Origin of the sequence: Tenacibaculum sp. E3R01 (genome assembly GCF_003318185.1) — a bacterium.
Lineage (GTDB): Bacteria > Bacteroidota > Bacteroidia > Flavobacteriales > Flavobacteriaceae > Polaribacter > Polaribacter halocynthiae.
This window is the reverse complement of the sequence record NZ_QOCC01000025.1, coordinates 475,772-495,350: the sequence shown is the minus strand read 5'-3', so window position 1 is coordinate 495,350 and position 19,579 is coordinate 475,772. Positions and strand designations below refer to the sequence as shown.

The following is a 19,579-nucleotide window of genomic DNA, read 5'->3' as shown; positions in this document are numbered from 1 at the left end:
TTAGTTTACAGTTTTTCAGGAATCCATTTAACTTCCTCTGCTTGTAATTCATGTGACAACTTCCGTGCCAACACAAAAAGGTAGTCAGAAAGTCGGTTTAAATACATTAAAATAGTATCACTAATTGTATCTTCTTCGTTTAAAGCAACAGATAGGCGCTCTGACCTTCTACATACACAACGAGCAATGTGACAAAATGACACAGTTTGATGACCACCTGGCAAAATGAAATGAGTCATTTGAGGAAGTGAATCATTCATTATATCTATTTCATTTTCTAAAAATTCAATTGATGTAGTATCGATTTTTGGAATATTTAATCTTTCCTTACCATTTTTTAGTGTTTCTTTTTCAGGTGGAGTTGCTAACATTGCTCCTAAAGTAAATAGGTCGTGCTGAATTTTATTTAAACTCTGTTTTAAATGATCACTGATTTCCTGATCTCTAATAAGACCTATATATGAATTAAGTTCATCAATGGTTCCATAACTTTCTATTCTTATATGGTGTTTAGGTACTCTACTACCGCCAAACAATGCGGTAGTTCCTTTATCTCCTGTTTTTGTATATATTTTCATAAATTAATAATGTTCTTAGTTTAGCTGTTTAATTTGTTAAGTAAATATTCAGGGCAGCGAATAGGTCTTTTTGTTTCACTATTAATAAAAGCAAGTGAAGTACTTCCAGTACATAGTATATCGTTATCCTGATTAACTATTTCATAGTTAAATTCAATTTTAACTGTTGGTGTTTTTTTAAGGTACGTTTTAATAGTAATAAAATCATCATAAAAAGCAGATTTTTTAAAATTACAGTTTAATGAAATAACGGGAAGCATTACCCCTGTTTTTTCCATATATTTGTAGGTAACACCAAGAGTTCGTAACCATTCGGTACGACCAATTTCAAAAAACTGTGCATAATTACCATGGTATACTACTCCCATTTGGTCTGTTTCTGAATATCGAATTCGTATTGTTGAAAAATGTTCGTGCAAAAGTATTTTTTTAAATGTAGCTAACGATACGTAAAAAATAAATAATAATCAATAGTGATTTGGTTTTTTTATACTAAAATTTATTCACACTTTTGTTCATCCAAATATGTAAGTTTAGAATCCCCTATAATCTAAATAATTTTAACAAAAAAATCGTTTTTTAACCAGTATGACTAAAACAGCTGATTCAGTTTGGATGGAATGTTTGTCTTTTATTAAAGATAATATTAAACCTCAAGCGTATAAAACTTGGTTTGAACCTATAAAGCCCATAAAATTATCAGGGGAGGCTTTGACTATTCAGGTTCCTAGTAAGTTTTTTTACGAATGGTTAGAAGAACACTATATTAAATTGTTAAGAGTTGCTTTGGTTAGGCAATTGGGTAATGATGCAAAGTTGGTATATGATGTACGTATGGAAAATACGTATAGTAGTAATAGTCCGCAAACTGTAAAAATACCTAGCTCTAATAGAAATCCTTTAAAACCGCAAAAGGTAACGGTTCCTTTAGAATCTAAACGTGAACTTAAAAATCCTTTTGTAATACCTGGTTTACAGAAAGTTAAAATAGAGTCTCAATTAAACCCAAATTATAATTTTGTAAACTTTATTGAAGGTGACTCAAATCGTTTAGCTCGTTCAGCAGGTATGGCTGTGGCTAACAAGCCTGGGGGTACTTCTTTTAATCCATTATTAATCTATGGTGGAGTTGGTTTAGGAAAAACTCATTTAGCTCATGCTATAGGAGTAGAGATAAAAGATAAATATCCTGATAAAACAGTTTTATATATTTCATCTGAAAAATTTACACAACAATTTATTGATTCTGTAAAATCAAATACTAGAAATGATTTTATTCATTTTTACCAAATGATTGATATATTAATAATTGATGATGTTCAGTTTTTATCTGGTAAGTCAGGTACACAAGATGTATTCTTTCATATTTTTAATCATTTGCACCAAAATGGGAAGCAAGTTATTTTAACTTCTGATAAGGCTCCTGTTGATATGCAAGATATTGAACAACGATTATTATCTCGTTTTAAATGGGGATTGTCAGCAGAACTACAATCACCTGATTATGAAACGCGTATTTCAATACTTCAAAATAAACTATATAGAGATGGTGTTGAAATGCCTGAAGAAATAGTTGAATATATAGCAAAGAATATTAAATCGAACGTTAGAGAGTTAGAAGGGGTTATTATATCAATGATTGCTCAAGCTTCTTTTAATAGAAAAGAATTTACAATTGAATTGGCTAAGCAAATAGTTGATAAGTTTGTAAAGAACACCAAAAAGGAACTTTCTATAGATTATATTCAAAAGGTAGTATCTAAATATTTTGATATGGATGTTGCTACTCTACAATCAAAAACTAGAAAACGTCATATTGTCCAAGCGCGTCAATTAGCTATGTACTTTGCTAAGCGTATGACAAAATCTTCTTTAGCTAGTATTGGAAGTCAAATAGGTCAAAGAGATCATGCTACAGTATTACATGCATGTAAAACAGTAGATAATCTGACAGAAACTGACAAGCAATTTAAGAAGTATGTAGAAGATCTTACTAAGAAATTAACATTATAAAGATAGATATAAAATGAAAATACTAATGGTTTGCTTGGGGAATATTTGTCGTTCTCCATTAGCCGAAGGTATTTTAAAATCTAAAGTTTCTTCAGACTATGTGCAAGTAGATTCTGCTGGAACAGCTGGATACCATGAAGGTGAATTACCTGATAAAAGGTCTATTGCAGTAGCAAAAAAATATGGTATTAATATAACAGATCAGCGATCTAGGAAATTTTCAGTAACAGATTTTGATAGCTTTGATGTAATTTATGCAATGGATGAAAGTAACTATGATAATATAGTTGCTTTATCTAGAAGTTATGAAGATAAAAGTAAGGTAAAAATGATTCTACAAGAATTAGATCCTGATCAAAAATTGAATGTGCCAGATCCATATTATGGAGGTGAATTAGGTTTTGAAAATGTATATCAAATGCTTAATAATGCTTGTGAAGAAATTAGCTCTAAAATAAACAAATAATGAAAGGTAAACTGTATTTAATACCAACTACTTTAGGAGATACTGAGCCTTTAGAAGTAATGCCTATATCTGTAAAAAAAGTTATAGAGCACTTAGATTTTTTTATTGTTGAAAACGAAAAATCTGCTAGAAGATTTATAAAAAAAATAACACCAACTAAAGCTCAACCATCATTACAATTAATGTTGTTAGATAAATATTCAGATGAGTTGGAAACTAGAAATTATTTAGATGCTTGTGAAGAGGGTAAATCAGTTGGTTTATTGTCTGAAGCTGGGGTTCCTGCAGTAGCTGATCCTGGTGCTACTATTGTAAAACTAGCACATCAAAAAGGAATTCAAGTGGTTCCATTAGTGGGGCCGTCATCAATATTAATGGCAATGATGGCTTCTGGTATGAATGGACAGAGCTTTACCTTTAATGGATATTTGCCGATTGATAAATCTGATAGAAAAAAAGCTATAAAGGATTTAGAGAAACTTTCTAGAGATAAAAATCAATCACAAATTTTTATAGAAACACCTTATAGGAATGAAAAAATGTTAGAAGATTTACGTGCTGTATTATCTCCAGAAACTAGAGTTTGTGTGGCTTGTGATATTACATTACCAACTGAGTACATAAAAACATTGACAGTAAGAGAGTGGAAAAATGTAAAAACCGATTTACATAAACGTCCAGCTATTTTCATAGTGCACAAGTAAACCGGCTTTCTGCTAAATAATCGGGGATTTATTAGGCGATATGTTGGATACATTGTATCCGCCAAATTTCTTTAAATATTGCTCTATAGATGTTCCAAAAGCATCGTTAAATTTTATTTTACCATTTGATCGTAAGAACTTTTTAACGTTACCAGCACCACTAAGATGGGCTGCAGCTAAAATACCTGATTCTGTAATTTTAATACCGTTAATTCTTTTTCCTACACTTCTTCTAATATCTTTTCTTAAAATCCATTTATTAACTTTACAAAGTGCTATAAATGCTTTTTCTTGTAATTCAGGATCTTTTAAAAATTTATGAGTGTTATATATTCTAAACCTTTTTAAGGTTGATTTTCCAAATTGATATTTTCCAAGATAACCAAGCTTATTAACAACAGTATATCTACCTTGTGACTCTTTGAATGCTAAGGCTTCACGAAAACCAATAAAATTTTTCTGTAAAAAAGGAAAGTTAAAATCCCTTTTATTTGTAACCTCTATTAAAGGTTTTATAGTAATTTTTTCTTTCTTAGTTGGATTTGCAGTAAAGCTAGTTAGTAAAACAAATCCTAAAAATATAAAAACTAAATGTCTGATAATTAGTTACTTTCTGTTTAGCGGGGGCAAAGATATAACAAAAAACACAAATAACTGGGTATTAATTATTTGTGTTTTTAGGAAGGTTGTATTTTGTTTAGTAATTCGTTGAATGTTTTATGAAAAAAAAACATAAATGCCTCTTTTTTTATTTAAAACAAAATGAAATGAGTTAATTTTTATAAATAAAATTTTGTTAAAATTTATCGGTTAATACCTCTGTTGCTAATCCATCGTTGATATTTTGCAGCATTTCTATTATGTTGTGCCAATGAATTTGCAAACTCATGAAAACCAATCTTTTCTACACTGGCACACATATAATAATAGCTGTGTTTTTTATAATTTAATACTGCATCGATAGCAGAAATATCTGGCATTGCAATTAAAGTAGGAGGCAAGCCAGTATTTTTATAGGTATTGTAAGGTGATATTATTTCAAGATCTTTAGTTAATACTCTTTTTACTATAAAATCTTGTCCGTTTACCTCTTTTACGCAATAAATTATGGTAGGATCAGCTTGTAAAGGCCAATTGTTTTTTAAACGATTTAAATATAAACCAGCAACAATAGGACGTTCAACTTTTTGTGCTGTTTCTTTTTGTACTATAGAAGCTAAAGTGATAACTTGATCTTGAGTTAGGTTTAAGTTTTTAGCTTTTTTTATTCTTGATTCATTCCAAAAGCGCTTATACTCTCGTAACATTTTAGCACGAAATTTTTTAGCAGAAGTATTCCAATAAAATTCATAGCTGTTAGGAATGTACATACCTAAAGCGGATTTCTTCGTAAAACCATTAGTCTTTAAAAATGTATCATCAAGCATTGTTTGAAGCAATGAAACTGAATCAGTTTCTATTTGTTCAGAAATTCTACCGGCAAGTTTCTCTAAAGTGTCTTGATTGTTGAAAGAAATTTTAATGGGAGTTTGATTTCCACTTCTTAAAAGGTTAACAAGATCATTCATGCTCATTCCTTCTTTAAGAATATATTTCCCTCCTTTTGGAGTTGTAAATTTCTTTCGATTGGCTACCCAAATGAAATTTTCAGGACTTTCAATACTTGTACTAAGTTGTTTTTTTACATCATCCAAAGAGTGTTTTGAGCCTATGTATAATATTGTTTCTTTAGTTACTGCTTTACCAAAAATTTTTTGATAATAATTAAATCCAATTATTGCTCCAACAATAAAAAGAGTAATAATGCTTCCGTATATATTTTTTTTATTCATTAATTAATTGAAATAGAATTTCGTCTTTAAATTTACCTTGGCTATATATCCAATCTTTCTTTAATCCAATTTTTGAAAAATGTTTTTTCTGAAACAAAGTTAAACTATTTATATTATCAGCAGTAATATTAGCATACAATTGATGCAGTTGTAGGTGTGAAAAACAATATTTAATTAATAAATCTAAAGCTTCAGAAGCATGTCCGTTTTTTTGAAAAAGAGGATCAATAAGTATACCGATGCCTGCTCTTTTATGTTGTGGGTTAAAATCAAATATATCTATAGTACCAATTGATTGATTAGTGTTATTTAGTTGAATAACTAATCGTAATTGTTTAGCTTCGTATATATCTAGATGAGCATTTTCTAAATACTGTTTTAGTAAATACTTAGAAAAAGGTGCTTGTGTATGACTTATTTCCCAAAATGCTTCATTGTTTTCTATAGAAAAAAGAAAAGATAAATCTTCAGGTTCTAAGGCACGTAAACTTATATGTTGCCCTTTTAAAGTTTGCATTAAATAGTTATTTGTCCTTTAAAAACAAAGGTAGCTGGTCCTGTTAAAAAAACATCGGTATATGTTCCATTATTTTCATTAAAACTAACTTCCAATTCTCCTCCTTTTACAGGAAGATTAATAGTTGCACTGTTTGTTTTGTTTGTTTTATGCATTGCAACTGCTACTGCAGTAACACCAGTACCACATGCTAAAGTTTCATTTTCAACTCCACGTTCATAAGTTCTAACTTTAAAAGTAGTATTGTTAATTTGTTCTACAAAGTTTACATTACTACCTTCCTTTCCATAAATATCATTTCGTATACTTTTCCCCGAATTATATACATCATAATTATCTAGGTTATCAACTAACTGAACATGATGTGGAGATCCGGTATTAGCAAAACAATAATTATCATACAAATCAATAGTATTTACATCTATCATTTGTAATGATACTATATTATTTTTAATGGATGCATGATGTAAACCATCAATTGCAGTAAAAGTTGTTTTAGTTTTAAAGATACCTAATTTATGAGCAAAAGCAACAATACATCTACCTCCATTACCACACATAGTACTTTCATTACCATCAGCATTAAAATAGATCATTTTAAAATCAGTACTTTCATCTTCTTCTAGTAGAATTAAACCATCAGCACCAACGCCAAAGTTACGGTCACATAAAAACGAAATTGTATTAGTTTGTTCTTTTGGAAATGTATTTAATCTGTTATCTATTATAACAAAATCATTTCCTGTTCCTTGATATTTATAAAAAATTACTTCCATAGATAGGCAAAGATACATATTTCATAGAGTAAAAAAGAGTGTTAAATGGTGGTTAAAAATCGTTAAAACCAAGTTAAACACATTTTGTTAAAATGTTAAAATTGTATATTTGAGTAATTAAAACATTTATAAGCATATGAAGAAAATATTAGGAATTCTAGGAGTAGCGTTTATAGGTGGTGCAGTTGCGCTTACAGGCTACAAAGTATTAATTGAAAAACCTCAAGTTGTAATTCAAAAATCTAATGAGCCAACTTTACAAACAGTAAAGGCAAGTTATACAACACCAGTAATGAATACATCATCTGTACCTACAAATTTTACGGATGCAGCAGAAAGTACTGTAAATGCGGTTGTACACGTAAAAAATACTGCAATACGGACAAAGCAAGATCCTATGAGTTTTTTCTTTGGAGGAAGTGGTTCTAGAAAATATGAACAAGTAGGTACAGGAAGTGGTGTTATTATTTCTCCTGATGGCTATATTGTAACTAATAATCATGTAATTGAAGGAGCATCGGAGATTGAGATTACACTTAATAATCGTAAAAAGTTAAAAGCTAAATTAATAGGAGCAGATAAAGAAAGAGATATTGCTTTATTAAAAGTAGAATCTGACATTGTTTTGCCTACAGTTTCATTTGGAAATTCTGATAATGTAAAAATTGGAGAATGGGTATTAGCAGTAGGAAATCCTTACAATTTAACCTCTACAGTTACTGCTGGGATAGTCAGCGCTAAAGGACGAGATTTAGAAGGGAATAGAAATATAGAGTCTTTTATTCAAACAGATGCAGCAGTAAACCCAGGAAATAGTGGAGGAGCATTGGTGAATACTAGAGGAGAGTTGATAGGTATTAATACAGCTATTTCATCAAGAACTGGTTCGTTTATTGGGTATTCTTTTGCAGTGCCATCTAATATTGCTAAAAAAATTATTGATGATTTATTAGAGTATGGAGATGTTCAAGAGGCTTTAATAGGCTTTGAGCCTTATAATGATACTGAAGGAGCTATTGAAGGAGTGAAAATTAAAAGAATAGAAAAAGAAAGTGAAGCCTTAAAGTCAGGTTTAAGAGAAGGAGATGTAATAACTAAATTAAATAGTGTAAAAATCACCAAATTTTCAGAGTTAAAAGGTCAGTTAACGGCTAAACGACCAGGAGAAAAGGTTGTAGTTACAGTTTTAAGAGATGGCGAAAAGGTAGAAAAAGTTGTTACTTTAAGTAAGAAAGATTTTGTAGAAGTAAGAAGTTTAGGGTTAGTTCTGAAAGATATTTCTGAAAATGAAATTAAAAAAAACAAGATAAGTTCTGGAGCTAAAGTAATTTCAAATGTGAACAGGGTTCTTAATCGATTAGGAATAAAAGAAGGTTTTATTATTACCAAAATAAACAATCAAGAAGTTTTAAATTCAGTTGATGCAAGACAGAAATTATTAAACTTAGGAAATAACAATTCATTTGTTATTGAAGTAATTAATTTAAAAGGAGAAACAGTGAGGTACGGTTTTTAAATTATTCAGGATAAATAAAGAACTTAAGAAAACGTTTTTAATATTTTGTTAAAAGCGTTTTTTCTTTTTAAAATAATTCTAAAATTAATTGAAAACAATTACTTTTGCACCAAATTTTTTAAATCTTAGTTAACACACAACTATGTCAACAATAACAAATTACGAAAACGAGGTAGTAAATCAAGCTCAAACAAGAAGAGCTACCGTTGAATTTATTAACATTGTTAATGATTTATGGTACGATAAATCTATTGAATTAGTATTATTTAGAAACCCATTAGTAGATAAAAGAGCTAGTGAAGTTTTAAATTTAATAGATTATGCAAAAGAGTTTGTAGCTAAACCAATCTCTATTCAAGATGCGTTAGATATTGCTAAAGCAATACAGTCAATTGAATTACCTGCTTCTAAATTAGATATCGGTAAATTAGCCTATGAGTTTCATTTATCTGAAAACGAAAATATAGATAAAGTTGATTTTGTAAAAAAACAATTAGAAGGAGCAACAGAAGCTAATGGAATTAAACCTAAAGACGTAGTTTTATATGGTTTTGGACGTATTGGTCGTTTATTAGCTCGTGAGTTAAGTAGTAAAATGGGTAAAGGTTCTCAATTACGTTTAAGAGCTGTTGTTACTCGTGGAAAAATAGATGAGTCTGTTTTAGAAAAAAGAGCTTCATTATTAAGTATCGATTCTGTACATGGAGACTTCTTAGGAACTGTTCAGGTAGATGCTGAAAATAATGCATTAATAATTAATGGTACAACTGTATATATGATATCTGCCGCTAAACCTGAAGATATTGATTATACTGAGTATGGAATTAATGATGCTTTAATTATTGATAATACCGGAGCTTTTAGAGATAAAGAGGCTTTAAATCGTCATTTAGTGCCAAAAGGTGCTAGTAAAGTTTTATTAACTGCACCAGGTAAAGGAATACCAAATATTGTACATGGAGTTAATCATATAGAAAATAACCCTGATACTGTTGATGTTTTTTCAGCTGCATCATGTACAACAAATGCAATAACGCCAGTTTTAAAGGTTTTAGAAGATAATTTCGGAATTAAAAAAGGGCATTTAGAAACTATTCATGCATATACTAATGATCAAAATTTAGTAGATAATATGCATAACAAATACCGTAGAGGTAGAGCTGCTGCATTAAATATGGTAATTACTGAAACAGGAGCAGGTAAAGCAGTATCAAAAGCGTTACCAGCTTTAGAAGGTAAATTAACATCAAATGCTATTCGTGTTCCTGTACCAAATGGATCATTAGCAATTTTAAATTTACAATTAAATTCAACTACTACGGCAGAAGCAGTTAATGCTATCATGAAACAATATGCTTTAGAAGGAGATTTAGTAGAGCAAATACAATATTCAATGAGTAATGAGTTAGTTTCTTCTGATATTGTAGGAACTACAGCACCATCAATTTTTGATAGTAAAGCTACTATTGCTGATGGAGATACGATTGTTATTTATGTGTGGTATGATAATGAATATGGATATTCTCATCAAGTAATGCGTTTAGCAAAACACATAGCAAAAGTACGTCGTTATACATATTATTAACAGACCGTTAATTTCATATTATAAAAAACCGAAACATTTTTAATGTTTCGGTTTTTTTGTTATATTTGATTTAAAGTAACCCTAATTCCCCTTAAATAATGAAAAAAGCAATACTCTTAATTGCATTTTTATTGAGCTTTTCTGCTCTAATGTATTCTCAAGAAACAAAAAAATCAGCATGTTTAACTTCAGGAAAATGGCGTATAGAATCGCTTAAAATTGGAGAAGAAAAAGAAGATCTTTCAAATTGTAAAAACAGTTGGATGGTTTTTGAAAAAGATGGTAACTATCAACTAGTGATAAGGAAAACTGAAAAAAAAGGACAATGGAAATTATTGGAAGATAAAAAAACAATAAAATTTGAAAACGAAGGTGATGATACTAATGGTTTTCAAATACTTAAATTAAATGATAAAGAATTGTTGTTTTCAACAAAAGAAAATGATGTGGTTTATACAATGACATTAAAAAAGTAAAAACTTTCCGCATATAAACAAAAAACCGAAGCCTTTGCTTCGGTTTTTTGTTTATAACCAAATCAAAAGATGGTAATAATCTCAAAAACTTTTCTGTAAATTAGCATCAAAATATTTAGATGAAATCAATTGTAACTTTTTTAATTTTATTAATAACATTTAGCATGAATTCACAAAATTTACCATACTATGAATTAGAGGAAGTACCTAAAGAATATACAGCGGGGACAGTAGCAAGTAGAATGGTAGATGGACTAGGTTTTCGTTACTATTGGGCAACGGAAGGGTTAACAGTTAAAGACTTAAAATATAAACCTACAAAAGAAGCAAGAACAACCTTAGAAACGATAGATCATATATTAGTACTATCTGTAATGACATTAAGCGCGTTAGAGGGTAAAGAAGTAGATTTTTCTAAAGACGAAACATTATCATTTGAAGATATTCGTAAAATGACATTAGAGAATTTTAAGAAGTCGAGCGAGATTTTAAAGAACGCCAAAGATTTGTCATCTTTTAAAATGAAAATAAAAAGAAGAAATGGAAGTGTTGAAGAATATCCATTTTGGAATCAATTAAACGGACCAATAGCTGATGCAATTTGGCATGTTGGTCAAGTAGTTACTTTTAGACGCTCAGCTGGAAATCCGCTTCCTAAAGGTGTTAGTTTACTAACGGGAAAAGTAAGGAAATAATAAATGAAAAAAAATGGAATGTTAGTTGCTTTGATGGAAGAATATGAAAGGGCGATAATGGACTATAAATTAATTTTAAAAAGTATTTCAGAAGAAGATTTTACAATTATTAGAGATAGAGTAGCAGAAGACCCAGACTGTAAATCATTACAAACAGTAACTTTTCACGTTATTCAGTCAGGTTATACATATGCTAACTATATTCAATCAATAAGCACAAAAGATTGGTTAGAATACAATACAGAAGTTATTACAACTAATAAAGCTATTCAAGAAATAGAAGGAATGATAGCATATACCAAAAAATCATTTCATAATAATTGGTATAAAGCAACAAAAGAGTTAGAAGAGTATTCATTTAAAACACGTTGGAATGTTACTTATGATTTAGAACAATTACTAGAACATGCCATTGTACACATTCTAAGACATAGAAGACAGATAGAAAATTTTTTGAAGAAAAATTAAATGACCACGGAACAAAAAATACAACAGCTTAGAGAAGAGTTACGTCAGCATAATCATAATTATTATGTATTAGACAATGCTACTATTTCTGATTACGATTTTGATATTAAACTAAAAGAGTTAGAAAAACTTGAAGAAGAAAATCCAGATTTCTTTGATTCTAATTCACCAACTCAGCGAGTAGGAGGAGATGTTACTAAAAATTTTGAAACGATTACTCATAAAAATAGAATGTACTCGTTAGATAACTCATACTCCAAAGATGATTTATTAGATTGGGAAAAACGAGTTCAAAAAAACTTAGGAACTGATGCTATTGAATATACTTGTGAGTTAAAATATGATGGGGCTTCTATTAATTTAACCTATGAGAATGGGCAATTTGTAAGAGCAGTAACTCGTGGTGATGGTTTTCAAGGAGATGAAGTAACTACTAATATTAGAACGATAAAATCTATTCCTTTAGTTCCTAATGGAGATTATGTTTCAAGTTTTGAAATGCGTGGTGAAATAATTTTACCGTTGCAAGGTTTCAATAAAATGAATGAAGAACGTATAGCTAATGGAGAAGAAACTTATAGGAATCCTCGTAACACTGCTAGTGGAAGCTTAAAACTTCAAGATAGTTCAGAGGTTGCTAAACGTCCTTTGGATTGCTTGTTGTATCAAGTGGTAACAAATGAACGTAAATACAAAACACATTTTGAAAGTTTAGAAGCTGCTAGAAAAGTTGGTTTTAAAGTTCCTGATACTATCGTTTTAGCAAAATCAATAGATGAAGTATTTGATTTTGTCAGCGCATGGGATGTGAAGCGTCATGAGTTACCATATGAAACCGATGGAGTTGTTGTAAAAGTTAATAATTTACAACAACAAGAAGAATTGGGATATACGGCAAAAGCACCTCGTTGGGCAATTGCATATAAGTTTAAAGCAGAGCAAGTATCAACAGTTTTAAATGAAATAACATATCAAGTAGGAAGAACTGGGGCAATTACTCCGGTTGCAAATTTAGAGCCAGTACAATTAGCAGGAACTATAGTAAAAAGAGCGTCTTTACATAATGCTGATCAAATTGAAAAGTTAGATATTCGTGTTGATGATACTGTTTTTGTTGAAAAAGGAGGTGAGATTATTCCTAAAATTATAAAAGTTGATTTAACAAAACGACCTGAATATTCTAAGCCTACTGAATATGCTACTAATTGCCCTGAATGTGGTACAGAATTGATTAGAACTGAAGGAGATGCTAAGCATTATTGCCCGAATGAATTTGGTTGTGCCCCACAAATAACTGGAAGAATTCAACATTACATTAGTAGAAAAGCAATGGATATTGATGGTTTAGGTGGAGAAACGGTAGATTTACTTCGTAAAGAAGGGTTGATAAAGAATTATGCAGATTTATATGATTTGAAAGTAGAGCAAGTTATTCCTTTAGAAAGAATGGCTGAGAAATCTGCTCAAAATATGATTGAAGGAATTGAAAAATCAAAAGAAATTCCGTTTGAGAAAGTATTATTTGCACTAGGAATTCGATTTGTTGGTGAAACTGTAGCTAAAAAGTTAGCAAAGCATTTTAAGTCAATAGATAATTTAATGCAAGCCGATTTTGATACTTTAATTGGGGTTGATGAAATAGGAGATAGAATTGCACAAAGTATTCTTGATTTTTCTGTTGATGAAGGTAATAAAGAGCTAATACAACGATTAAAATTGTATGGAGTACAATTAGAAGTTTCAGCAGAAAGTTTGGAAGGACAAACTGATAAACTTGCTGGAAAAGTATTTGTAGTTTCTGGTGTTTTTCATCAAATGAGTAGAAATGAACTTAAAAAAGCAATTGAAGATAATGGAGGTAAAGTAAGTTCTTCAATTTCTAAGAAAACAACATATATTGTAGCGGGTGATAATATGGGGCCAAGTAAATTAACAAAAGCAGAAAGTTTAAGTATTCCTATTATATCTGAGCAGGATTTTATTGATATGGTAAACTAAAAAATGAAATTAAAGAGGAAAAGAAAAATAACATTAGCAATAAGTTTATTGCTTTATATTGTAGGAGGTATTGTTAGATCATATGGATTTGAATTAGACATTGAAGATATAGAAAAATGGGTTTTTATAAGTAAAATAGGGTCTTATATTCAAATGATTGGCTTCGTTCTATTTTTCTTGAGTTTATTTATGATTTCTAAAGATTTGAATAGTGAAAAAATATCTAAATAATTTAAATTAATATTAAAAATGACCAAACAAACTAAAATAACAATAGCCTCAGTATTATTTTTACTAGTAGCTATTGCTGATATTTATGCAGTAATAACTCAAAATAAAGTCATCGAAATGATTTTTAAGCCATTATTAATGACAACATTGGTTATGGTGTATTTGTTATCTGTAAAAAAGCCTAACTTCTGGTTTGTAAGTGGTTTGTTTTTTTCATTTTGGGGTGATGTTTTTCTTTTAGATAAAGAAGCTTTTTTTGTATTCGGATTGGGGTCATTTTTATTAGCTCATGTAATATATATAAAAATAACAACTGGTTTTTTACAAAAAGATTTAACGGCTAAAATGATAACATCTGCAATACCATTTGTTTTGTTGTTTGGAGGCTTGTTATATTTAATTTATGACAACTTAGAAGAAATGCTTATTCCTGTTATTGTTTATGGGGTAACAATAGCAACTTTTGGAGCTTCAGCATTGTTGAATTATCGTCAAGAAAAATCAATGGCTAATTCATGGTTGCTTTTAGGGGCTATTATTTTTATTGCATCTGATAGTTTAATAGCCTTGAATAATTTTTATGCAGCTAAACATCTTTTTGATATTGCAATTATAGTGTTGTATATAATTTCTCAGTACTTAATTTGTAAAGCCATGATAGCTAAAAATGAATAAGTATGGAAAAGCCAAGAATTACCAGGTTAACTCAAATACTTACACAACTTCAGTCAAAAAGAATTGTCATTGCCCGTGAATTAGCAGAAAAATATAATGTAAGCGTACGCACGATATACAGAGATATTAAAACATTAGAAAATTCAGGTATTCCTATTTTTACAGAAGAAGGTAAAGGATATTCAATGCAAGAAGGATTTCATTTACCTCCGGTAATGTTTTCTGAAAATGAAGCAAATGCCCTAATAACTGCTGAACAGTTAATACTTAAAAATAAAGATACTTCATTTGTTGAAAATTATACAAATGCGATTACTAAAATTAAAGCTGTACTTCAATATTCACAAAAAGATAAAGTAAACTTATTATCGCAAAGAATTATCTTTAGGGTTAATAAAGAACAAGAAAAAACAAGTAATCATTTAATGCAAATACAATCGGCAATAACTAGATTTCAATTATTAACGATAGAGTATTTGTCATTAGAAAGTAAATTTACAAAAAGAGTAGTAGAACCTTTTGCATTGTATAGTACTAACGAAAATTGGTTACTAATAGGATATTGCAGACTTCGTAAAGAATTTAGAGCGTTTAGAATAGATTGCATTCAGAGTATAATGAATTTAAAAGACACTTTTGAGCCTCATAAAATGAGCTTAGAAGAATATTTTGAAATATGCAAAGAAAAATATTTGAATACCCTTGACAAACCCTTGTCATAAGCCTCATTTATTTTTGTATCAACATTAAAAAATAATACAATGGAAGTAGTACAAAAAAATGAGTTTTATGTAATTGGAATTTCAGTTAGAACAACTAATGAAAACCAAGAAGCAAAAGAAGACATAGGTAAGTTATGGGAGCAATTTATGAATAAAGATATGTTTGGTATAATACACAATAGAATGAGTGATGCTATTTGTACGGTTTATACCAATTATGAATCAGATCACACTAAACCTTATGATACAATTCTTGGGTTTCAAGTAACCGACTTAAAAAGTATCCCTGAAGGAATGGTTGGTGTAACCATACTGAAATCCAATTACCAGAGGTTTGTGGCTAAAGGAGATTTAACTAAAAACGCAGTAATTGATAAATGGATGGATATTTGGAAGATGGATTTAAATAGAACGTATACTGCCGATTTTGAGTTATATGGTAAAAAAGCTGAAGACCCTACAAATGGTGAAGTAGATATTTATATAGCTGTAAAGTAAATATGATAAATATTAATACGTTTTATATAGAAAAAGAAGAACCAATTAAAAGTTGTTTACTAGCATTGAGGAAAATTATTTTAGATATTGATGCTATAACTGAAACTCAAAAATGGGGAATGCCTTGTTTTTTGTATAAGAAACAACTTTTTTGTTATTTATGGATAGATAAAAAAACGTTAGAGCCTTATATTTTAATGGTGAAAGGAGAGGATCTTAATTTTCCTGGTTTAGAAAAAGGAAATCGTTCAAAAATGAAAATATTTAGAATAGATGCAAATCAAGATATTCCAATTGATACTATTCAATCACTTTTAAAAGAAGCTTTAAAATTATATTAATTAGGTTTATGACTGATATTGATCACTTTTATTTTGATAAAGAAGAGCCAGTAAAAGGGTGTTTGTTAGCTTTAAAAAACATTATACAAACTTATAATAAACAGTTTATTTCAAAATGGTATTACAAACTCCCATGCTTTATGTATGAAAATAAATTGTTTTGTTATTTATGGGTTGATAAAAAAACACAATTCCCATATATAGCTATAGGAAGGGGTGTAGAAATAGAGCATCCTGATTTAGTACAAGGCAATCGAACATTTGTAAAGTTGTTGTATATAAACCCAAATGAAGATATTCCCATAAACAAAATTTATCAAATTTTTGATATGGCTTTAAAACTATATAAATAAAAAGTACTTCATTGATTTAGTTTTTCTAAACTCAATGAAGTACTGTATTAAACAAACAATAATTACAAATTCTTATTTTAAATAGGGTATATCTTTTTTATGTATATATAGTAATACTATTGCTGAAAGTAATGTAAATATGGAAAGTGAAAATAAAAGACCACCATCACCATTATTTTCAATACCTATTTTGGTAAGATGTCCCATGATGGCTCCACTCATTAATCCAATAGTTAAGAAACAACCTATCCAAGTTTTTTTTGGTGTAAATAATAAAATTGAAGCTATTAGTTCTAAAATTCCTGTTCCGATTCTTACGATAGCTTCATGTTCTTCAGCAACTTTGGTGAATAAATTAATACTTTGTTGAGCTCCAGTAAATTTAAAAAATAACGTTTGTAGCATAATTACTGCAATTATTAATTTTAAAATAAAGGGGAAGTATTTATTCATGATAATTGTTTTTTTGATTTAGACGATTAAAACTTTAATTCTTACAAGTATAAAATAGTATTTTTGTGTTTTTAAGAAAACAATCCTTTTTTATATAGTTTTTGTATGCGTTATAACCTATTAATTATATTTTTATTAATCTTTTCGAGTTGTAAAAAAAAATCTATTAAATTAAATTATTTAGATGAGCACGTAGTTGGTGATTCTATACTATTTAAAAATAATATGGTTGGAGGCCTTTCTGGTATAGATTATTCAAATAATAAATACTACATGGTAGTTGATGATTCTTCTAATCCAAGAATTTTAGTTAGTAAAATAGCTATTGAGCAAAATAAAATTTCAACTATTAATTTTATAGATGTTATATCAGTAAAAGATACTACTAGTCATTTTTTAAAAAACAATGCGTTAGATTTAGAATCTATTTTTATTGATAATGAGAATAATATAAATTTAACTAGTGAAGGGAATATAAATGGAGGAAAAAGGCCTTCAGTTTTTGTAATTGACTCATTAGGAAAGTTTAAAAAAGAAGTAAAAATACCTAGCTATTTTAAAAATATAGATTTAGGAAAGCCAAAACATAATGCAGCTTTTGAAAGTTCGACTAAGAGTATAGACAAAAGCGGTTTTTGGGTTGCTATGGAAGGGCCTTTAGGGGTAGATGGAGAAGAACCTACTTTTGAAGTAACCAATTCACCAATTAGAATTAGTTATTTTGATAGTACTTCAAACAAAGCAACAAAACAATATGCTTATCAATTAGAAAAAATTGACAAACCAGCAAAAGGAAATATAAACCTTAATGGTGTAACAGCTATTTTACAATATACTAATGATAGTTTTTTTGTTGTTGAAAGAATATATCAAAGTGGTTACGGGAGTCATGGTAATACTGTAAGAATTTTTAAAGCAACGGTTCAAAGTAATACTACAAATACTTTAGAAATTCAATCATTGAAAAAAGAAAAATTTATTTCTTTAAAGAAAGAATTATTATTTGATTTTACATCGGTGAAAGAAAAATTAACAGGTGGTATTATAGACAATATAGAGGGAATAACTTTTGGACCAACTTTACCAAATGGAAATCAATCTTTACTGTTAGTTTCTGATGATAATTTTCAAAAATATGGTAAGCAACTTAATCAGTTTATATTATTAGAAATTGTAAATAAATAAATTATTTTAGCAGAAGAAATAAAGTGAAATGATAGGTAAACTTAAGCAGAAGTCAATAGAAAAGTACTATAATAAATTAATAGAAAGAAAACCTATAGTTAAAAGTAAGAATGGAAAAGTAAAATCAATAGCTGTAATTCTTGATAATGAATCATTAGTCAACGTAATTCAAGCTAACTTAACAAATAAATTGCCTTTTAAAAAGGAAGATATAACTTTTTTAGTGCAGAGAGAGTTTTCAAAAAAACAAGAAATAACACCAATGTTTTTTACTGAAGAAGAATTAGGGTATAAAGCTAGTTTAAAATCAGACAATTTAAAAAACTTTGTTAAAAAAGAGTATGACTTGCTTATAAATTATACAAAATCATCAAATTTATACACTAATGTAATAACTTTGCAATCGCAAGCAAAACTAAAAGTAGGGTTTGCTGAAGTTGATGATAGATTATATGATTTAGTTGTAGCAGATACTACATTTAATGAAGCAATTTTAAATCAAGAATTAAAAAAATATTTAACGATTTTAAATAAAATATAATGCAAAAGTTTATAGGTACAGGAGTAGCTTTAGTAACTCCTTTTAAAGAGGATTTAACAGTAGATTATAATGCACTTATAAAGTTAGTGAATTATAATATTGATAACGGAATAAATTATTTAGTTATTAATGGTACAACAGCTGAAAGTGCAACTATAACAAAAGAGGAAAAGAAAGAAATAATAAAAGTAATTGCAGAAACAAACAAAGGTCGTTTACCTTTAGTATTAGGAGTTGGAGGAAATAATACTCAAACAGTTGTTGAAGAACTTCAAACTTTAGATTTATCTAATATTGATGCAATATTATCAGTAGCTCCATATTATAGTAAGCCAACACAAGAAGGTTTTTACCAACATTTTAAGGCAGTTGCATTAGCTAGCCCTAAGCCAATAATATTATATAATGTACCTGGAAGAACAGCTAAAAATATGCTGCCAGAAACTACATTACGTTTAGCAAATGATTTTGATAATGTTATTGGGGTAAAAGAAGCAGCAAATATTCAGCAGCAATATTATTCTTTACTTAAAGACAAACCAGAAGACTTTTTAGTTATATCAGGTGATGATGATTTAACTTTAGGAGTTGTTTTAGCTGGTGGAGCAGGAGTTATATCAGTAATTGGTCAAGGTTTACCAAAAGAGTTTTCTACAATGATTCAATTGGGGTTAGCTGGTAAAAATAAAGAAGCATTTGATATTCATTATAAATTAATGGATATTGTTGATTATATTTTTGAAGAAAATAACCCAGCAGGAATTAAGGCAGTATTAATGAAAAAAGGTATTTGTTTAGATGAAGTTCGCTTACCATTAGTAAAGGCTTCAGAAGAATTACAAACTAAAATATCTGACTTTATAGATAATCTATAATTTGTCTAAACAAAAATTATATATAGAAAAGGCTACAATAACTTAATTGTAGTCTTTTTTTAGCATCTTTGTATAAGAAAT

25 protein-coding genes are annotated in these 19,579 nt (G+C 28.9%); 19 read left to right on the top strand and 6 right to left on the bottom strand.

Annotated elements, in window-relative coordinates:
- Positions 1-5 precede the first annotated feature (5 nt).
- Together DS884_RS14855 and DS884_RS14850 are read right to left on the bottom strand one after the other, a co-directional pair.
- Positions 6-578: a cob(I)yrinic acid a,c-diamide adenosyltransferase gene (locus DS884_RS14855; protein WP_113787293.1), complete on the bottom strand. Its 573-nt coding sequence runs from the start codon at positions 576-578 to the stop codon at positions 6-8.
- 20 nt (positions 579-598) lie between these two features.
- Positions 599-997, bottom strand: coding sequence for an acyl-CoA thioesterase (locus tag DS884_RS14850; RefSeq protein ID WP_113787292.1), 399 nt, complete (start codon positions 995-997; stop codon positions 599-601).
- Positions 998-1,166: 169 nt separating this feature from the next.
- On the opposite strand from DS884_RS14850, the gene dnaA reads away from it, so the two are divergent.
- Genes dnaA through DS884_RS18805 form a run of 4 tightly spaced genes read left to right on the top strand, consistent with a single transcriptional unit; the run spans position 1,167 to position 4,083 of the window.
- Positions 1,167-2,591: a chromosomal replication initiator protein DnaA gene (dnaA, locus tag DS884_RS14845; RefSeq protein ID WP_093871388.1), complete on the top strand. Its 1,425-nt coding sequence runs from the start codon at positions 1,167-1,169 to the stop codon at positions 2,589-2,591.
- A 13-nt stretch (positions 2,592-2,604) separates the two neighbouring features.
- The gene (locus DS884_RS14840) at positions 2,605-3,057 is read left to right on the top strand and encodes a low molecular weight protein-tyrosine-phosphatase (protein ID WP_233487164.1); all 453 of its coding nucleotides are present in this window, start codon (positions 2,605-2,607) and stop codon (positions 3,055-3,057) included.
- Positions 3,057-3,761 (top strand): SAM-dependent methyltransferase, encoded by a 705-nt coding sequence (locus tag DS884_RS14835; protein ID WP_093871387.1) that lies wholly within the window; start codon positions 3,057-3,059, stop codon positions 3,759-3,761. The genes DS884_RS14840 and DS884_RS14835 overlap by 1 nt, the downstream gene beginning before the upstream one ends.
- 40 nt (positions 3,762-3,801) lie before the next feature.
- Positions 3,802-4,083: a hypothetical protein gene (locus DS884_RS18805; RefSeq protein ID WP_158530849.1), complete on the top strand. Its 282-nt coding sequence runs from the start codon at positions 3,802-3,804 to the stop codon at positions 4,081-4,083.
- Positions 4,084-4,564: 481 nt separating this feature from the next.
- Here the strand turns inward: DS884_RS18805 and mltG are convergent, their stop codons facing one another.
- The 3 genes from mltG to dapF are packed head-to-tail and all read right to left on the bottom strand — an operon-like array spanning position 4,565 to position 6,886.
- A complete protein-coding gene (mltG, locus tag DS884_RS14825) occupies positions 4,565-5,593 on the bottom strand; it encodes an endolytic transglycosylase MltG (RefSeq protein ID WP_113787291.1) in 1,029 nt (342 codons plus the stop codon).
- Positions 5,586-6,110: a GNAT family N-acetyltransferase gene (locus DS884_RS14820; protein ID WP_113787290.1), complete on the bottom strand. Its 525-nt coding sequence runs from the start codon at positions 6,108-6,110 to the stop codon at positions 5,586-5,588. The genes mltG and DS884_RS14820 overlap by 8 nt, the downstream gene beginning before the upstream one ends.
- Positions 6,110-6,886, bottom strand: a complete 777-nt coding sequence (dapF, locus tag DS884_RS14815; RefSeq protein ID WP_113787289.1) for a diaminopimelate epimerase — start codon at positions 6,884-6,886, stop codon at positions 6,110-6,112. Before dapF ends, DS884_RS14820 begins: the two co-directional genes overlap by 1 nt.
- Positions 6,887-7,022: 136 nt before the next feature.
- Here dapF and DS884_RS14810 point away from each other — a divergent pair, with 136 nt between their 5' ends.
- From DS884_RS14810 to DS884_RS14755, 12 genes are all read left to right on the top strand, one after another.
- A complete protein-coding gene (locus tag DS884_RS14810; protein WP_093871383.1) occupies positions 7,023-8,402 on the top strand; it encodes a trypsin-like peptidase domain-containing protein in 1,380 nt (459 codons plus the stop codon).
- Between the two features lie 142 nt (positions 8,403-8,544).
- The gene (locus tag DS884_RS14805) at positions 8,545-9,987 is read left to right on the top strand and encodes a glyceraldehyde-3-phosphate dehydrogenase (RefSeq protein WP_093871382.1); all 1,443 of its coding nucleotides are present in this window, start codon (positions 8,545-8,547) and stop codon (positions 9,985-9,987) included.
- Between the two features lie 98 nt (positions 9,988-10,085).
- Positions 10,086-10,463 (top strand): lipocalin family protein, encoded by a 378-nt coding sequence (locus DS884_RS14800; protein ID WP_093871381.1) that lies wholly within the window; start codon positions 10,086-10,088, stop codon positions 10,461-10,463.
- 119 nt (positions 10,464-10,582) lie between these two features.
- On the top strand, positions 10,583-11,158 hold the full coding sequence (locus tag DS884_RS14795; RefSeq protein ID WP_113787288.1) for a DinB family protein: 576 nt from the start codon (positions 10,583-10,585) through the stop codon (positions 11,156-11,158).
- Between the two features lie 3 nt (positions 11,159-11,161).
- Positions 11,162-11,626 (top strand): DinB family protein, encoded by a 465-nt coding sequence (locus tag DS884_RS14790; protein ID WP_113787287.1) that lies wholly within the window; start codon positions 11,162-11,164, stop codon positions 11,624-11,626.
- Positions 11,627-13,624, top strand: coding sequence for an NAD-dependent DNA ligase LigA (gene ligA, locus DS884_RS14785; RefSeq protein WP_113787286.1), 1,998 nt, complete (start codon positions 11,627-11,629; stop codon positions 13,622-13,624). It abuts the gene before it with no gap.
- 3 nt (positions 13,625-13,627) lie between these two features.
- Positions 13,628-13,855, top strand: a complete 228-nt coding sequence (locus tag DS884_RS14780; RefSeq protein WP_113787285.1) for a hypothetical protein — start codon at positions 13,628-13,630, stop codon at positions 13,853-13,855.
- 18 nt (positions 13,856-13,873) lie between these two features.
- Complete coding sequence (locus DS884_RS14775; protein WP_113787284.1) at positions 13,874-14,530, top strand: lysoplasmalogenase; 657 nt, start codon at positions 13,874-13,876, stop codon at positions 14,528-14,530.
- Entirely contained in the window at positions 14,527-15,252 is a 726-nt protein-coding gene (locus tag DS884_RS14770; RefSeq protein WP_113787283.1) for a helix-turn-helix transcriptional regulator, read from the top strand. The genes DS884_RS14775 and DS884_RS14770 overlap by 4 nt, the downstream gene beginning before the upstream one ends.
- 39 nt (positions 15,253-15,291) lie before the next feature.
- A complete protein-coding gene (locus tag DS884_RS14765; protein WP_113787282.1) occupies positions 15,292-15,750 on the top strand; it encodes a GyrI-like domain-containing protein in 459 nt (152 codons plus the stop codon).
- A gap of 2 nt (positions 15,751-15,752) precedes the next feature.
- A complete protein-coding gene (locus DS884_RS14760; RefSeq protein WP_093871375.1) occupies positions 15,753-16,091 on the top strand; it encodes a DUF1801 domain-containing protein in 339 nt (112 codons plus the stop codon).
- An 8-nt stretch (positions 16,092-16,099) separates the two neighbouring features.
- Positions 16,100-16,444 (top strand): DUF1801 domain-containing protein, encoded by a 345-nt coding sequence (locus tag DS884_RS14755; RefSeq protein ID WP_113787281.1) that lies wholly within the window; start codon positions 16,100-16,102, stop codon positions 16,442-16,444.
- 72 nt (positions 16,445-16,516) lie between these two features.
- On the opposite strand, the gene DS884_RS14750 is transcribed toward DS884_RS14755, so the two are convergent.
- The gene (locus DS884_RS14750; protein WP_113787280.1) at positions 16,517-16,897 is read right to left on the bottom strand and encodes a DoxX family membrane protein; all 381 of its coding nucleotides are present in this window, start codon (positions 16,895-16,897) and stop codon (positions 16,517-16,519) included.
- 105 nt (positions 16,898-17,002) lie between these two features.
- Here DS884_RS14750 and DS884_RS14745 point away from each other — a divergent pair, with 105 nt between their 5' ends.
- From DS884_RS14745 to dapA, 3 genes are read left to right on the top strand one after another with little or no spacing between them, the layout of a single operon-like run.
- Entirely contained in the window at positions 17,003-18,082 is a 1,080-nt protein-coding gene (locus DS884_RS14745) for an esterase-like activity of phytase family protein (protein ID WP_113787279.1), read from the top strand.
- 28 nt (positions 18,083-18,110) lie between these two features.
- Positions 18,111-18,623, top strand: coding sequence for a DUF6913 domain-containing protein (locus tag DS884_RS14740; RefSeq protein ID WP_113787278.1), 513 nt, complete (start codon positions 18,111-18,113; stop codon positions 18,621-18,623).
- Entirely contained in the window at positions 18,623-19,498 is an 876-nt protein-coding gene (dapA, locus tag DS884_RS14735; RefSeq protein ID WP_113787277.1) for a 4-hydroxy-tetrahydrodipicolinate synthase, read from the top strand. Before DS884_RS14740 ends, dapA begins: the two co-directional genes overlap by 1 nt.
- The last annotated feature ends 81 nt before the right edge of the window (positions 19,499-19,579 follow it).

Bases quoted from the DNA above. Each gene is read 5' to 3' on its own strand.
- DS884_RS14855 (WP_113787293.1), bottom strand. From the start codon at position 578: ATGAAAATATATACAAAAACAGGAGATAAAGGAACTACCGCATTGTTT.
- dnaA (WP_093871388.1), top strand. From the start codon at position 1,167: ATGACTAAAACAGCTGATTCAGTTTGGATGGAATGTTTGTCTTTTATT.
- DS884_RS14840 (WP_233487164.1), top strand. From the start codon at position 2,605: ATGAAAATACTAATGGTTTGCTTGGGGAATATTTGTCGTTCTCCATTA.
- DS884_RS14835 (WP_093871387.1), top strand. From the start codon at position 3,057: ATGAAAGGTAAACTGTATTTAATACCAACTACTTTAGGAGATACTGAG.
- DS884_RS18805 (WP_158530849.1), top strand. From the start codon at position 3,802: ATGTTGGATACATTGTATCCGCCAAATTTCTTTAAATATTGCTCTATA.
- mltG (WP_113787291.1), bottom strand. From the start codon at position 5,593: ATGAATAAAAAAAATATATACGGAAGCATTATTACTCTTTTTATTGTT.
- DS884_RS14820 (WP_113787290.1), bottom strand. From the start codon at position 6,110: ATGCAAACTTTAAAAGGGCAACATATAAGTTTACGTGCCTTAGAACCT.
- dapF (WP_113787289.1), bottom strand. From the start codon at position 6,886: ATGGAAGTAATTTTTTATAAATATCAAGGAACAGGAAATGATTTTGTT.
- DS884_RS14810 (WP_093871383.1), top strand. From the start codon at position 7,023: ATGAAGAAAATATTAGGAATTCTAGGAGTAGCGTTTATAGGTGGTGCA.
- DS884_RS14805 (WP_093871382.1), top strand. From the start codon at position 8,545: ATGTCAACAATAACAAATTACGAAAACGAGGTAGTAAATCAAGCTCAA.
- DS884_RS14800 (WP_093871381.1), top strand. From the start codon at position 10,086: ATGAAAAAAGCAATACTCTTAATTGCATTTTTATTGAGCTTTTCTGCT.
- DS884_RS14795 (WP_113787288.1), top strand. From the start codon at position 10,583: ATGAAATCAATTGTAACTTTTTTAATTTTATTAATAACATTTAGCATG.
- DS884_RS14790 (WP_113787287.1), top strand. From the start codon at position 11,162: ATGAAAAAAAATGGAATGTTAGTTGCTTTGATGGAAGAATATGAAAGG.
- ligA (WP_113787286.1), top strand. From the start codon at position 11,627: ATGACCACGGAACAAAAAATACAACAGCTTAGAGAAGAGTTACGTCAG.
- DS884_RS14780 (WP_113787285.1), top strand. From the start codon at position 13,628: ATGAAATTAAAGAGGAAAAGAAAAATAACATTAGCAATAAGTTTATTG.
- DS884_RS14775 (WP_113787284.1), top strand. From the start codon at position 13,874: ATGACCAAACAAACTAAAATAACAATAGCCTCAGTATTATTTTTACTA.
- DS884_RS14765 (WP_113787282.1), top strand. From the start codon at position 15,292: ATGGAAGTAGTACAAAAAAATGAGTTTTATGTAATTGGAATTTCAGTT.
- DS884_RS14760 (WP_093871375.1), top strand. From the start codon at position 15,753: ATGATAAATATTAATACGTTTTATATAGAAAAAGAAGAACCAATTAAA.
- DS884_RS14755 (WP_113787281.1), top strand. From the start codon at position 16,100: ATGACTGATATTGATCACTTTTATTTTGATAAAGAAGAGCCAGTAAAA.
- DS884_RS14750 (WP_113787280.1), bottom strand. From the start codon at position 16,897: ATGAATAAATACTTCCCCTTTATTTTAAAATTAATAATTGCAGTAATT.
- DS884_RS14745 (WP_113787279.1), top strand. From the start codon at position 17,003: ATGCGTTATAACCTATTAATTATATTTTTATTAATCTTTTCGAGTTGT.
- DS884_RS14740 (WP_113787278.1), top strand. From the start codon at position 18,111: ATGATAGGTAAACTTAAGCAGAAGTCAATAGAAAAGTACTATAATAAA.
- dapA (WP_113787277.1), top strand. From the start codon at position 18,623: ATGCAAAAGTTTATAGGTACAGGAGTAGCTTTAGTAACTCCTTTTAAA.